Raw genomic sequence first — 13,548 nt, 5'->3', positions numbered from 1 at the left:
GGTGAAGTATGTTTAAATTTTTGGTTGGCATTGCTCTGGTCCTGGTGGCGGGTTTCGCTCAGGCCGATCGCATTCGTGACCTCACCAGCGTACAGGGCGTGCGGCAGAACTCATTGATCGGCTACGGCCTGGTTGTCGGCCTTGATGGCACCGGTGACCAGACCACCCAGACACCGTTCACCACGCAAAGTCTGAACAACATGCTTTCTCAGCTCGGTATTACTGTGCCTGCGGGCACCAACATGCAGCTGAAAAACGTGGCGGCGGTGATGGTGACTGGCCAGCTTCCCGCGTTTGGCCGTCAAGGACAGACTATCGATGTGGTCGTGTCCTCAATGGGTAACGCCAAAAGCCTGCGCGGCGGTACGCTGCTGATGACGCCGTTGAAAGGCGTCGATAGCCAAATCTATGCGCTGGCGCAGGGTAACATTCTGGTTGGCGGCGCGGGCGCTTCCGCTGGTGGCAGCAGTGTGACGGTGAACCAGCTGAACGGCGGGCGTATTACCGGTGGGGCCACTATCGAGCGTGAATTGCCGACGCAATTCGGCGCGGGCAATACCATTAACCTGCAATTGAATGAAGACGATTTCGGGATGGCGCAGCAGATTGCTGACACCATTAACAGTCGTGGTGGCTATGGTAACGCGACTGCGCTGGATGCACGTACGGTGCAAATTCGTGCGTCGAGCGGCGGCAGTAGCCAAGTCCGTATGCTGGCAGATATTCAGAATCTGGAAGTCAACGTCACACCGCAGGATGCGAAAGTGATCATCAACTCGCGTACCGGGTCGGTGGTGATGAACCGCGAAGTGACGCTGGATAACTGTGCCGTGGCGCAGGGAAATCTGTCGGTTACGGTGAACCGTTCCGCGCAGGTGAGCCAGCCGGATACGCCATTTGGCGGTGGTTCGACGGTGGTGACGCCGCAGACACAAATCGATCTGCGTCAGAGCGGCGGTGCTATTCAGAGTATTCGTTCCAGCGCCAGCCTGAATAACGTCGTCCGGGCGCTGAATGCGCTAGGTGCATCGCCGATAGAACTGATGTCGATTCTACAGTCGATGCAAACCGCAGGCTGCCTGCGCGCCAAAGTGGAAATTATCTGATGCTGGGCGACAGCAAGCTGTTGACGAGCGCGGCCTGGGACGCGCAGTCGCTAAGTGACCTGAAAATGAAAGCTGGAAAAGATCCGCAGGCGAACTTAAAGCCTGTGGCCCGGCAAGTCGAAGGCATGTTCGTGCAGATGATGCTGAAAAGTATGCGCGATGCATTGCCAAAGGACGGCATGTTCAGCAGTGACCAGACGCGCCTCTACACCAGTATGTACGATCAGCAAATTGCCCAACAGATGACGGCGGGCAAAGGACTGGGGCTGGCCGATGCGATGGTCAAACAGATGGCGGCGGCACAGGGCGGGCCAAAAGATACGCCTGCTCAGGTGCCGCTTAAATTTGACCTCGAAACCGTTACCAGCTACCAGAATTCCGCGCTGACGCAGATGGTGCGCAAGGCGATGCCGAAAGCGCCAACGGCCACGGATGCGGTCTCAGACGTGCCTGGCGACAGTAGCGACTTCCTGGCGCAGCTTTCGTTGCCCGCCAAACTCGCCAGTGAGCAAAGTGGTATTCCGCATCACCTGATCCTCGCCCAGGCGGCACTGGAATCTGGCTGGGGCCAACGACAAATCCGCCGTGAAAACGGCGAGCCGAGCTTTAACCTGTTCGGCGTGAAAGCCTCGTCTGACTGGAAAGGCAAAGTCGCGGAAATCACCACCACCGAGTTTGAAAACGGTGAAATGAAAAAAGTAAAAGCCAAGTTCCGCGTTTACGGCTCTTATCTTGAGGCGTTGTCAGATTATGTCGGTCTGTTAACCCGTAACCCGCGCTATGCCGCCGTGACCTCGGCTGCTACACCAGAGCAGGGTGCGCAGGCGCTACAAAAAGCAGGTTATGCGACAGACCCGAACTATGCCCGCAAACTGACCGGCATGATCCAACAGCTGAAATCGATGGGCGAGAAGGTCGGTAAGGCCTACGGCAACGATATCGAAAATCTGTTCTGAAACGTCTCAAGTTCGGCGCAACGTTGCCGATAATCTTGGTCAGGACTCGTGTCTAAAAGAATAAAGGAATCTCCATGTCCAGTTTAATGAATAGCGCAATGAGTGGGCTCGGTGCCGCTCAGTCGGCACTGAACACCGTCAGCAATAACATTGCTAGCTATAACGTATCCGGCTATACCCGCCAGACGACGATCCTCTCTGCGGCAAACAGCACGCTGGGTGCGGGAGGCTGGGTGGGCAATGGGGTAACGGTCACTGGTGTGCAGCGCGAGTACAACGCTTTTATCACCAATCAGCTGAATGCGGCGCAAAACCAGAGCAGCGGCCTGACGACGCGTTACCAGCAGATGTCGAAAATCGACGATGTGCTGTCTGACACCACTAACTCGATTTCAGCCACGGTACAAGATTTTTTCTCCAGCCTGCAAACGCTGGTGAGCAACGCAGAGGATCCGGCGGCACGCCAGGCTGTGTTGGGGAAATCTCAGGGGCTGGTGAATCAGTTTAAAACCACCGATCAGTATCTGCGCGACCAGGACAAGCAGGTCAATGGCGCTATCGTTTCTACCGTCTCGCAGATCAACAATTACTCGCAGCAGATTGCGACCCTCAACGATAAAATTTCCCGGATGACCGGCATCGGCGCGGGTGCATCGCCTAATAATCTGCTCGATCAACGTGACCAGCTTGTGAGTCAGTTGAACCAGTTGGTCGGTGTGGAAGTGAATATCCAGGATGGCAGCACTTATAACGTGACGATGGCCAATGGCTACAGCCTGGTACAGGGCAGCACTGCCCACCAGTTGGCGGCAGTTGAGAGCAGCGCGGATCCTTCACGCACCACGGTGGCATACGTTGACAACGTGGCGGGCAATATCGAAATTCCGGAAAAATTGCTGACCACCGGCTCACTTGGCGGTCTATTAACCTTCCGTTCTCAGGATCTCGATCAGACCCGTAACAGCCTGAATCAGATGGCGCTGGCCTTTGCTGATGCCTTTAATCAGCAAAACAGTCAGGGTATTTACATCGATGCCGATGGCAACAACGTCCAGGGCGGTAATTTCTTCACCATCGGCGATCCGTCGGTGTTAAGCAACAGCAAAAATACCGGTACGGCGAGCCTCGCCGCGACGATCACCGATAGCACGAAAGTACAGGCGACCGACTATAAGCTGAGCTTTGACGGTTCAAACTGGCAAGTCACGCGGCTGTCTGACAATACCAAAATGACACCTGTTGTCGGCGGCGACGGTAGCCTGAGTTTTGACGGTCTGAATGTGAGCGTGAGCGGTTCAGCGGGCAAAAATGACAGTTTCACGGTGAAACCCGTCTCCAATGCCATCGTTAACATGAGCGTTGCGATCACCGATGCAAGTCACATTGCGATGGGTATTGATGACAAACAGACCGGTGAGAGCGATAACCGTAACGGTCAGGCAATGCTTGATCTGCAAAACAGTAAGTTAGTGGGTGGGAATAAGACCATTAACGATGCGTACGCTTCCCTGGTCAGTGACGTGGGCAACAAAACCTCGACGCTGGAAAGCAGCAACACGACACAGGCCAACGTGGTGACGCAATTGACTAAGCAGCAGCAGTCGATCTCCGGCGTCAACCTTGACGAAGAGTATGGCAATCTTCAGCTCTATCAGCAGTATTACCTGGCCAATGCCCAAGTGATGCAAACCGCCAGCACGCTGTTCGATGCGCTGATCAATATTCGCTAAGGAGAAGTAACCGATGCGTGTTAGTACTTTAATGATGTACCAGCAGACCATGGGCGGGATCACCAACTCCCAGTCTTCATGGCTGAAATATGGTGAGCAGATGTCGACTGGCAAACGCGTAAATCGTCCATCGGATGATCCGATTGCCGCGTCACAGGCGGTTGCCTTATCTCAGGCCCAGGCCCAAACCAGCCAGTTTGCGTCTGCTCGTACGTTTGCCACCCAGCGCATTTCACAAGAAGAAAATACGTTGTCGTCGGTGACCAGTGCTATCCAGTCAGCACAAGAAAAAATCGTTTATGCCAGCAATGGCACATTGAGTGATGATGACCGTGCTTCGTTGGCAACAGATTTACAAGGGATCCGGTCCCAGTTGCTGAACCTCGCTAACAGTCAGGACGGTAATGGGCGCTATATGTTTGCCGGTTATAAAACTAGCAGCGCACCGTTTGCGACAGATGGAACTTACAGCGGCGGAACCACCAATATTGAACAGCAAGTGGATGCTTCACGCAGCATGGTTATCGGCCATACAGGTGATAAAATTTTCGACTCAATCACCAGCAATGCGGTGCAAGAACCAGATAACACTGCACCGGAAACCAACCTGTTTGCTATGCTGGATACCGCTATTGCGGCGTTGAAAACGCCGGTGGCGGGAGATGATGTAGCTCAGACAACCGCGCAAGCGGCGGTGGATAAAACCAACCGCGGTCTGCGTAACGCGCTGAACAACGTTCTGAGCGTGCGTGCGGAAGTAGGTACTCAGCTCAATGAACTGGATAAACTGGATGAGCTGGGCAATGATCGCTCACTCAGCCAGACCCAGCAGATGAGTAACCTGGTGGATGTGGACTGGAATTCGACTATCTCCAGTTACACCATGCAACAGGCTGCGCTGCAGGCTTCTTACAAAGCGTTCAGCGATATGCAAGGCATGTCACTGTTCCAGTTGAATAAATAATTCTTACCCTTTTAGAACATGTCTTGAAACTGACCATGTTCTCTGCGCCCGCGCCACTCACCCCGGCGCGGGCTTTTTTTTAGGCTTGTGGACAGGTTGCCGCTCTTACCGGACTCATCAGACGAATCAACAAAGCAACGGCTCCGGCAATGACGGCAAGAGTGACAACCGCAGACCAACCGGCCATCGCATAGAGTTGACTGCCAATGGCAGAACCGAACGCCATGCCGATAAACACCACCGTAAACAGCAACGCATTAAGGCGACCACGCGCTTGCGGTTCGAGGCTGTAAACCAGATTTTGATGCGCCACCAGACTGGATTGCAGACCTAAATCAAAGCCGATAGCGGAAAGCGCAATCAGCGCCAGCTGGGCATGGATCGGCAATAATGGCAGGAAAAACATCAGTGCGAACGAAACCGTGACCAAAGCAGCACCCAGTTGTGTCACTTTTGCGGCACCGAGTTTATCCGCCAATCCTCCGGCAAGGGGGGCGGCTAATGCTCCTGCAGCCCCCGCAATACCGTAACCACCGGCCACGGCGCTACCAAGCTGATAATGTTGCGCCAGCATCATGGCAAGGGTTGACCAGAACGCGCTGAAGGCGACAGACAGAAAACCCTGGGCCATGGCGGCACGGCGCAGCTCCGGAAAGCGCTGCCATAAATGCACCAGCGAAACCATTAGCGCCGGATAACTCAGGTTTGAATGTGCGGTAAATTTCGGAAGTACACGCCACATCACCAGACCAATCAGCGCGATACTGACCGCTGCGGCCTGATACATCACCCGCCAACCGTATGCCTCACCGACAACGCCGCTAACTGTGCGGGAAAGTAAAATCCCGAGCAATAAACCCGTCATTACCGTACCCACCGTTTTTCCCTGTTTCCCGGCAGGAGCCAGAATCGCGGCCGCCGGAACAATATCCTGAGCCATTGTCGCTGCCATCCCTATCAACAGGCTAACGGCGAGGAGCGCATGCAGTTGGCTGGTAAAGCTGCAAAGTAGCAATAACGCCGCCAGCGAGGCACTTTTCGCCAGAATCAGACGACGGCGGTCATGACGGTCACCAAGTGGTAACAAAAACAGAATACCGAGCGCGTAGCCCGTTTGAGTCAGCGTGGGAACTAAGCCCATCTGTTTAATGCTCAGGTGCAGATCATGCCCCATCAGCGGCAAAAGGGGTTGGGCGTAATAGATGGCCGCCACGCTAAAGCCTGCGCCAACAGCCAGAATCAATATCATCCATGCCGCGATGGCAGGAGAAGGAGCGGAAGTGTTGTTCATTATGTCATCCTCAACAGGGTGTGGAGCGCATTGTGAGGCGAATCACACTGGCGCGGTAGCTGGCGCAGTGGTAAAACAGCTATACGTTGAGCGTATGAATAATGCAAAAATGAAAAGAACAGAGCGTATAGACAGGCTGGAGTTGATGCGGACATTTATCCGCATCATCGAGGCGGGATCGTTATCGGCGGCGGCGGTTCAGCTTGAGACCACTCAGGCGACCGTCAGTCGACGTTTGCAATCGCTCGAATCATTGTTAGGCACAAAGCTTATTCTGCGTTCCACACATGCGATGAAACTGACGGACGATGGTGAACGCTGCTACCAGCATGCTCGTCAATGGGTGGACGGTTGGCTGGCGCTGGAAGACGATTTGCAACGGGTGGATGACAATCCGGTCGGCGTATTGCGGGTCAGAGCGCCGCATGCCTTCGGGCAACAGCAGCTTTTAACGCCGTTAGTGGATTTCTTGCAGCACTATCCGCAATTGTCGGTGGAGTGGATGCTGAACGACAAAACGGTGGATTTTCTGAGCGCCAATATTGACTGTGCCATACGCGTGGGCGCTGACGTCGATCCCGCTACTGTGTCGGTGTTGCTGGCAGAAGTGCCTCGCAGTCTGGTTATCTCGCCGGAGTTGTTGGCAAAGGTGGGTACGGTTTTACATCCGACTGATCTGGCTTCGCTGCCGTGGGTGGCGATCAGTACCTTCTATCAACACGAAATCACGCTGAGCCACCAGCAAAGCCGGGAGAGTGTGACGTTTCCCATTGTGCCGCGTCTGAGTACTGACAGCGTTTATGTCGCGCGTAATACAGCGCTGGCGGGGCTGGGTGCTGCGTTGATTTCAAGTTGGACAGTTGAAGAGGATATTGCGCAAGGCAAGCTGATTGAACTGCTTCCAGAATGGCGCGCATCGGCGCTGCCAGTGCATCTGGTTTATCCTTGGGCGCGTTATTATCCTGCGCGCTTGCGGAAATTTCTCGAGTTGATGCGTGAAGTCATGCCACAGCTTTCCGGCATGCGCTCACCGATTTTAGAATAAAAAAAACCGCCTTAACGAAGGCGGTTTTTCATGCTTTACAGCTTAGTCCACAGACTGAGGACGCGTCGGACCGGCGGTGGCGGTGTGCGTGGCGCTATGACCACCCGCAGAACCTTTACCTTCGAATCCGAACTCCGGGCGAACCCAGTCGCTGTTACGCGGTGCTTCTGGCACATAATCCGGAGCAGGCGCACGTGTCATTGGTGCAGTCGCATGCTTGTGAGCAACGATGGCTGGCTTCTCAGCCACAACGGTTTTCACTGGCTCTTCAACCACAGGAGCAACAGGCGCGGTTTCAACAACAGGTGCTGTTTCAACTACCGATGCCGTCTCAACCACTGGCTGCTCAGCGACAACAGCGTGTTCCACTTCCTCGGCAACTGCCGGGGTCGCTTCTTCTGCGGTCACTTGTGCCACAACGGCATCCGCTTGTGCAATGACCTGTGGTTCTTCGCTCACTGGCGCTGCAATCACTTCAGGGTGCGTGGTTTCGATTACCGGAGTCTGAGGTTCAGCCTGAACAGCTTGTGGCTCTACAACCACCGCCTGTTCCGCAACTGGAGTCTGTGCAACGGCTTCCTCCGGGGCAGCTTCAATCACAGGCTGAACGACTGCTTGCTCACGCGTTTCTTCAACATGGGTTTCATGCGGACGTGATACCGGGTAGGTGATCCACACTTTACCAGAAGCCATTTCAGGCGATGCGCAGGCGATAGCCATTGGCATCGGAGACTGAGCAGGGTAACGCTCGTCACGGTAACGACGACGACGCTGACCGCTCACACGAAGATGGCGTGGTGAACGACGCGAACGACGCGGCATACCTGCGGCTTCACGGTTATCGGTGTTTTCCTCTTCTGCAGGCGTGTCGATAACGGCTGGCAGATCAACTTTGGCAAGTTCAGTGTGCTTAGCAGGAGCGGCTTCAACGGACGCTGCAGCAACGGCTGCGGCTTCAGTCGCGGCGGCGATATCGGCTGCTGATTCGAAGCGAACTTTCTGCGACAGGTTGCGCTGCTTGCGACGCGGCATCACCTGAACGCGTTCTTCCTGCTCGGTTTCCTGAGCGGGTTGTTCTTCGCGAGTCTGAACTTTAACGTCTGGAGTTGCCTGACGCTTGTCATCGTTACGACGACGGTTACGTTCACGACGCGGCTGCTGCTCGTCACGGGATTTCGCTTTATCGGCGTCTTCCACGACGTTTGGCTGACGCGCTTCACGGGTTTCTGCGCTCTGCTGTGGTTTTTCACGACGGTTGCGACGGTTATCTTCGCGGCCTTCGTTATTTTCACCACGGTTATCTCGGTCTCCACGTTCGTTACGTTCACCACGATTGTCGCGGTTATCACGGCGATCGTTGCGGTCATTACGATCGCGACGGTTAGGCTGGCGTGAACGACGACGATCTTGCGGACGCTCAGGTTTATCTTCTTTCTTAACCGGTTCAGGTTCGGCAACAACCGGCGCTTCGCTGCTGAACATCGATTTCAGTGCAGAGACAAAGCGGGAAATCAGACCTGGCGCTGCAACAGTGGCTGCGCTTGGTGCAGCTTTCTGCGGAGCCGTTACTTTAGCGATTTCTTCCGTCGGTGCAGGCGGTGCATCTGGCATCACGAAAGTCGCCAGAGCAGGTTGCTCAGGACGTTTACGCTCAGCAGGTTCTTCTTCAGACGGCAGCGCCATTTCTTCTTCGTGCAGCTTCGGCAGAAGGTAGCTCAGCGTATTTGTTTCTTCGCCTTTTCGAACGCGCAGCACGGAATAGTGCGGTGTTTCCATCTGGTCGTTTGGCACAACGATGCAACGAACGCCGTCCTGACGGGTTTCGATAGCACTGATTGCCGCACGTTTTTCGTTCAGCAGGTAAGAGGCAACCTGAACCGGAACAATGGCGTGAACGGCCTGAGTGTTCTCCTTCAGCGCTTCTTCTTCAATCAAACGCAGAATGGAGAGCGCCAGCGATTCGTTATCACGAATCGTACCCGTACCGGTACAGCGTGGGCACACGTGATGGCTGGATTCACCCAGTGACGGGCTCAGACGCTGACGTGACATTTCCAGAAGGCCGAAACGAGAAATATGGCTAATCTGGATACGCGCACGATCCTGGCGCACCGCTTCGCGCAGACGGTTTTCAACCGCACGCTGGTGACGAACCGGAGTCATGTCGATGAAGTCGATAACGATCAGACCGCCGAGATCACGCAGACGCAGCTGACGAGCAATTTCGTCTGCGGCTTCAAGGTTGGTGTTGAACGCGGTTTCTTCGATGTCGCCGCCGCGAGTTGCGCGTGCGGAGTTGATATCGATGGCGGTCAGGGCTTCGGTGCTGTCGATGACGATAGAGCCGCCTGACGGCAGACGCACTTCACGCTGGAATGCAGATTCAATCTGCGATTCGATTTGATAGTGGCTGAACAGCGGGATTTCACCGGTGTAGAGCTTAATTTTGCTGCTGAAATCCGGACGACCCAGCGCAGAGATATGCTGGCGAGCCAGCTCAAGCACTTTCGGGTTATCGATAAGGATTTCGCCGATGTCCTGACGCAGATAGTCACGGAAGGCACGTACGATAACGTTGCTTTCCTGGTGGATCAGGAACGGGGCAGGGCGGCTTTCAGAGGCTTTCTGAATCGCTTCCCAGTGCTTCAGACGGAAGCTTAAATCCCACTGCAGTGCTTCGGCAGATTTGCCTACGCCTGCGGTACGCACAATCAGACCCATGCCATCAGGCAGTTGCAGGCTGGAGAGCGCTTCTTTCAGCTCGGTACGATCATCACCTTCGATACGGCGAGAAATACCACCGGCACGCGGGTTGTTTGGCATCAGTACCAGATAGCTGCCTGCCAGACTGATAAAGGTAGTCAGTGCCGCGCCTTTGTTGCCGCGTTCTTCTTTATCGATCTGAACAATGACTTCCTGGCCTTCACGAAGAACATCTTTGATGTTCGGACGGCCATGCGCATTGTAATTGGCAGGGAAATATTCGCGGGCGATTTCTTTAAGAGGAAGGAAACCATGACGCTCAGCACCGTAATCTACGAATGCGGCTTCAAGGCTAGGTTCGATACGGGTAATTTTGCCTTTGTAGATGTTCGCTTTTTTCTGTTCGTGTCCTGGGCTTTCAATATCCAGATCGTACAGACGCTGCCCATCAACAAGGGCGACACGCAACTCTTCTTGCTGAGTGGCGTTGATTAACATTCTTTTCATCGTAACTTACTCATTATTCTTACATTGACGACTAAGCTACGGGCAGAGTTTTCCTTGCCGGGGGTAAACCGATGGCCTCGTGTCTGTTCACGTCGCCAACCTCACGGTTGTCGCTCGTTTAAGAGGCGCAGAGTGTCGGTAGCCTGCGTTTCAAACGGAACCGCAGCGCAATTATTCAGGGGAACAGCCTGGGAATCATTCTCCAGGGGAGGTTCCTTCTATACTCATTCTTTTCAAGTCGCAGAGTCGTTGGCTTAACCTGCGTTACCTGTCATCTACTTCTGGAGTAGTGCCTGGCGAACCCAGACCTGCCACTTTTTCGGCGGCTTGAAATATAGAGTATCAACCGGTAAGGACTGCAACCCGCAGCCCGCTAACTGTCTGAAAGATAAATACGTCTTACGCCATTGCTGCATAAAAGATCGTTCAGACAAAATGGGTCATTCCGATAACAACTTGTACACACAAAGTTCGACACGGAAAACTGCATCATTATTCCCTGCTAACCTTGTTATAGCAAGATGACTTTTACCATTTATCACCCGGTTACTCACAGTTTTTTCACTTTCCCGAACCGATTGTTCTAATAACCAGCAATTCGTTGAGTGAGCGTAAAAATGAGTAGCCTGGCGAAGTTAATATAAGCACAGAAAAAGGAGTGGCGCGAATGCCTGTGCCTCTTTAGAATCGCCCCCCATGAAAACTGAGACACCGACCGTGAAAATGGTTGCCATTGCCGAAGATGAAGCAGGGCAACGAATAGACAACTTTTTACGCACCCAGCTTAAAGGTGTGCCGAAAAGTATGATTTACCGCATCCTGCGTAAAGGCGAAGTCCGCGTGAATAAAAAACGCGTCAAGCCGGAGTACAAGCTGGAAGCTGGGGATGAAATTCGTATTCCGCCAGTGCGTGTCGCTGAGCGCGAAGAAGACGCAGTTTCCCCTCATTTGCAGAAAGTGGCGGCGCTGAGCGACGTTATTCTGTATGAAGATGACCATATCCTGGTGCTGAATAAACCGTCTGGTACGGCTGTGCATGGCGGCAGTGGGCTGAGTTTTGGCGTTATCGAAGGCTTGCGTGCGCTTCGTCCAGAGGCTCGTTTCCTGGAGTTGGTGCATCGCCTTGATCGCGATACATCCGGCGTTTTGCTGGTAGCGAAAAAGCGTTCAGCGCTGCGGTCCCTGCACGAACAGCTGCGTGAAAAAGGGATGCAGAAAGATTATTTAGCGCTGGTGCGCGGGCAGTGGCAGTCACACACTAAAGTGGTGCAGGCTCCGTTGCTGAAAAACATTCTGCAAAGTGGCGAACGTATTGTCCGTGTGAGCCAGGAAGGGAAACCTTCTGAGACGCGCTTCAAAGTTGAAGAACGTTTTACCCACGCCACGCTGGTACGCTGTAGCCCGGTAACAGGACGCACGCACCAGATTCGCGTTCATACGCTGCATGCGGGCCATCCTATCGCGTTTGATGACCGCTATGGCGATCGTGAATTTGATAAGCAGCTTGCGGGAACCGGTCTGAACCGTTTATTCCTGCATGCCGCTGCGCTCAAATTTACCCATCCCGGCACGGGCGAAACGTTGCGTATCGAAGCGCCGATGGATAATCAGTTGAAGCGTTGCCTGCAGATATTACGCAGCCAGAAGTAGCATACAGAATGCTCGAAAACGCCCCTTCTGGGGCGTTTTGCGTTTCAGCGTAATAGCGGATTGAACTGCTCGTGTCGCAGCATTTTGCACAGGGCAATGAGCGGCAGACCCACCAGCGTATTCGGATCTCGTCCTTCCAGACGCTCAAACAGTGTTATCCCCAAGCCTTCGCTTTTGAAGCTACCTGCGCAGTTAAGCGGTAGCTCTTTTTGCACGTAATGGCTGATTTCTGCATCGGTAAGATGACGGAAGTGTACATCGAAAGGCTCGCACTCGGTCTGTAAGTGACCCTTGGCGCTGTTGTACACGGCAATACCGGTATAAAACGTCACGACATGTCCGCTCGCTTCACGCAATTGCAGGCGAGCATTTTCTTCTGTATGCGGTTTACCGGTAATTTTCCCGCCCAGGACACAAACTTGATCAGAACCGATAATCAGATGCTGAGGGAAGCGTTCAGCCAACGCCTTCGCTTTTGCCTGAGCCAGTCTCATGACCAACTGGCGTGGCGATTCACCGGGCAGAGCGAGTTCATCGACCTCAGGTGCTGCGCATTCAAAGGGGATTTGAAGCTTATTGAGCAGCTCACGGCGATAGGGTGAAGTGGAAGCGAGAACAAGTTGTGGCATAATTTTTTTAATAGACTCTGGTGATTCGGATTGCGACATTTTAAACTACACGCCGCAATGTGTGCGAATAATTGGCAAAAGGCTCCTGCGGGTGCCTTTTTCTTTGACTCTATGACGTTACAAAGTTAATATGCGCGCCCTATGCAAAAGGTAAAATTACCCCTGACTCTCGATCTGCTTCGTACGGCTCAAAAACGCCTTGACTATCACGGTGTGTATACACCTGTCCAGGTAGAGCGCGTCGCCGATTCTGTAGTCAGTGTAGACAGTGATGTGGAATGCGATATGCGTTTTGCTATCGATGAACAACGCCTCGCGGTTTTAACCGGTGATGCGAAGGTCTCGGTAACACTCGCATGTCAGCGTTGCGGGAAGCCGTTTGCTCATCAGGTCTACACACAGTATTGTTTTAGCCCGATCGTCAAAGACGAGCAGGCTGAAGCACTCCCGGAAGCGTATGAGCCGGTTCAGATTAACGAATTTGGCGAAATCGATCTTCTGGCTTTGGTTGAAGATGAAATCATCCTCTCCTTGCCAGTGGTTCCGGTGCATGATTCTGAACACTGTGAAGTGTCCGAGGCGGACATGGTCTTTGGCAAACTGCCTTCCGAGGCGGAGAAACCAAATCCATTTGCCGTATTAGCCAGTTTAAAGCGTAAGTAATTGAGGAGTAAGGTCCATGGCCGTACAACAGAATAAACCAACCCGTTCCAAACGTGGCATGCGTCGTTCCCATGACGCGCTGACCACAGCAGCAGTATCCGTAGACAAAGTTTCTGGCGAAACTCATCTGCGTCACCACATCACCGCCGACGGTTACTACCGCGGCCGCAAGGTTATCGTTAAGTAATCTGACGATACCTTGAGACGTCTAACCCTTGCGTTAGATGCCATGGGTGGGGACTTCGGTCCTTCCGTGACAGTGCCTGCAGCATTGCAGGCACTGGACTCTAATTCCGAACTAAAT

The 13,548-nt window shown here is 53.6% G+C and carries 11 protein-coding genes and 1 pseudogene; 9 read left to right on the top strand and 3 right to left on the bottom strand.

Annotated features, from left to right (window positions below):
- Nucleotides 1-8 precede the first annotated feature (8 nt).
- The 4 genes from VH187_RS01765 to flgL all read left to right on the top strand — a co-directional run bounded on the left by VH187_RS01765 (nucleotide 9) and on the right by flgL (nucleotide 4,756).
- On the top strand, nucleotides 9-1,106 hold the full coding sequence (locus VH187_RS01765; RefSeq protein ID WP_329699778.1) for a flagellar basal body P-ring protein FlgI: 1,098 nt from the start codon (nucleotides 9-11) through the stop codon (nucleotides 1,104-1,106).
- Entirely contained in the window at nucleotides 1,106-2,062 is a 957-nt protein-coding gene (flgJ, locus tag VH187_RS01760) for a flagellar assembly peptidoglycan hydrolase FlgJ (RefSeq protein ID WP_329699777.1), read from the top strand. Before VH187_RS01765 ends, flgJ begins: the two co-directional genes overlap by 1 nt.
- 74 nt (nucleotides 2,063-2,136) lie before the next feature.
- On the top strand, nucleotides 2,137-3,792 hold the full coding sequence (gene flgK, locus VH187_RS01755) for a flagellar hook-associated protein FlgK (protein ID WP_329699776.1): 1,656 nt from the start codon (nucleotides 2,137-2,139) through the stop codon (nucleotides 3,790-3,792).
- 13 nt (nucleotides 3,793-3,805) lie between these two features.
- Nucleotides 3,806-4,756 (top strand): flagellar hook-associated protein FlgL, encoded by a 951-nt coding sequence (gene flgL / locus VH187_RS01750; RefSeq protein ID WP_329699775.1) that lies wholly within the window; start codon nucleotides 3,806-3,808, stop codon nucleotides 4,754-4,756.
- Nucleotides 4,757-4,835: 79 nt separating this feature from the next.
- On the opposite strand, the gene VH187_RS01745 is transcribed toward flgL, so the two are convergent.
- Nucleotides 4,836-6,047, bottom strand: a complete 1,212-nt coding sequence (locus tag VH187_RS01745) for an MFS transporter (protein ID WP_329699774.1) — start codon at nucleotides 6,045-6,047, stop codon at nucleotides 4,836-4,838.
- Nucleotide 6,048: 1 nt separating this feature from the next.
- On the opposite strand from VH187_RS01745, the gene VH187_RS01740 reads away from it, so the two are divergent.
- Nucleotides 6,049-7,092 carry a LysR family transcriptional regulator gene (locus tag VH187_RS01740; protein WP_329699836.1) on the top strand — a complete coding sequence of 348 codons (1,044 nt, stop codon included), beginning with the start codon at nucleotides 6,049-6,051 and terminating at the stop codon, nucleotides 7,090-7,092.
- 42 nt (nucleotides 7,093-7,134) lie between these two features.
- Here the strand turns inward: VH187_RS01740 and rne are convergent, their stop codons facing one another.
- A complete protein-coding gene (rne, locus tag VH187_RS01735; protein ID WP_329699773.1) occupies nucleotides 7,135-10,302 on the bottom strand; it encodes a ribonuclease E in 3,168 nt (1,055 codons plus the stop codon).
- 696 nt (nucleotides 10,303-10,998) lie between these two features.
- Between rne and rluC the strand changes: the two genes are divergently transcribed.
- On the top strand, nucleotides 10,999-11,952 hold the full coding sequence (gene rluC, locus VH187_RS01730; protein ID WP_329699772.1) for a 23S rRNA pseudouridine(955/2504/2580) synthase RluC: 954 nt from the start codon (nucleotides 10,999-11,001) through the stop codon (nucleotides 11,950-11,952).
- Nucleotides 11,953-11,996: 44 nt separating this feature from the next.
- On the opposite strand, the gene VH187_RS01725 is transcribed toward rluC, so the two are convergent.
- Complete coding sequence (locus VH187_RS01725; RefSeq protein ID WP_329699771.1) at nucleotides 11,997-12,581, bottom strand: Maf family protein; 585 nt, start codon at nucleotides 12,579-12,581, stop codon at nucleotides 11,997-11,999.
- Nucleotides 12,582-12,722: 141 nt separating this feature from the next.
- Between VH187_RS01725 and yceD the strand changes: the two genes are divergently transcribed.
- From yceD to VH187_RS01710, 3 genes and pseudogenes are all read left to right on the top strand, one after another.
- Nucleotides 12,723-13,244, top strand: coding sequence for a 23S rRNA accumulation protein YceD (yceD, locus tag VH187_RS01720; RefSeq protein WP_329699770.1), 522 nt, complete (start codon nucleotides 12,723-12,725; stop codon nucleotides 13,242-13,244).
- A gap of 16 nt (nucleotides 13,245-13,260) precedes the next feature.
- Nucleotides 13,261-13,431, top strand: a complete 171-nt coding sequence (gene rpmF / locus VH187_RS01715; protein ID WP_329699769.1) for a 50S ribosomal protein L32 — start codon at nucleotides 13,261-13,263, stop codon at nucleotides 13,429-13,431.
- 12 nt (nucleotides 13,432-13,443) lie between these two features.
- A pseudogene (locus VH187_RS01710) lies at nucleotides 13,444-13,548 on the top strand (phosphate acyltransferase PlsX); the annotation flags it as partial.

Origin of the sequence: Scandinavium sp., from assembly GCF_036271055.1 — a bacterium.
Taxonomy (GTDB): domain Bacteria; phylum Pseudomonadota; class Gammaproteobacteria; order Enterobacterales; family Enterobacteriaceae; genus Scandinavium.
This window is presented reverse-complemented; position numbering and strand designations above follow the sequence as displayed.

Coding starts and splice junctions, on each gene's coding strand:
- flgJ (WP_329699777.1), top strand. CDS start 1,106: ATGCTGGGCGACAGCAAGCTGTTGACGAGCGCGGCCTGGGACGCGCAG.
- rluC (WP_329699772.1), top strand. CDS start 10,999: ATGAAAACTGAGACACCGACCGTGAAAATGGTTGCCATTGCCGAAGAT.
- flgL (WP_329699775.1), top strand. CDS start 3,806: ATGCGTGTTAGTACTTTAATGATGTACCAGCAGACCATGGGCGGGATC.
- VH187_RS01745 (WP_329699774.1), bottom strand. CDS start 6,047: ATGAACAACACTTCCGCTCCTTCTCCTGCCATCGCGGCATGGATGATA.
- flgK (WP_329699776.1), top strand. CDS start 2,137: ATGTCCAGTTTAATGAATAGCGCAATGAGTGGGCTCGGTGCCGCTCAG.
- VH187_RS01725 (WP_329699771.1), bottom strand. CDS start 12,581: ATGCCACAACTTGTTCTCGCTTCCACTTCACCCTATCGCCGTGAGCTG.
- VH187_RS01765 (WP_329699778.1), top strand. CDS start 9: ATGTTTAAATTTTTGGTTGGCATTGCTCTGGTCCTGGTGGCGGGTTTC.
- yceD (WP_329699770.1), top strand. CDS start 12,723: ATGCAAAAGGTAAAATTACCCCTGACTCTCGATCTGCTTCGTACGGCT.
- VH187_RS01740 (WP_329699836.1), top strand. CDS start 6,049: ATGTCATCCTCAACAGGGTGTGGAGCGCATTGTGAGGCGAATCACACT.
- rpmF (WP_329699769.1), top strand. CDS start 13,261: ATGGCCGTACAACAGAATAAACCAACCCGTTCCAAACGTGGCATGCGT.
- rne (WP_329699773.1), bottom strand. CDS start 10,302: ATGAAAAGAATGTTAATCAACGCCACTCAGCAAGAAGAGTTGCGTGTC.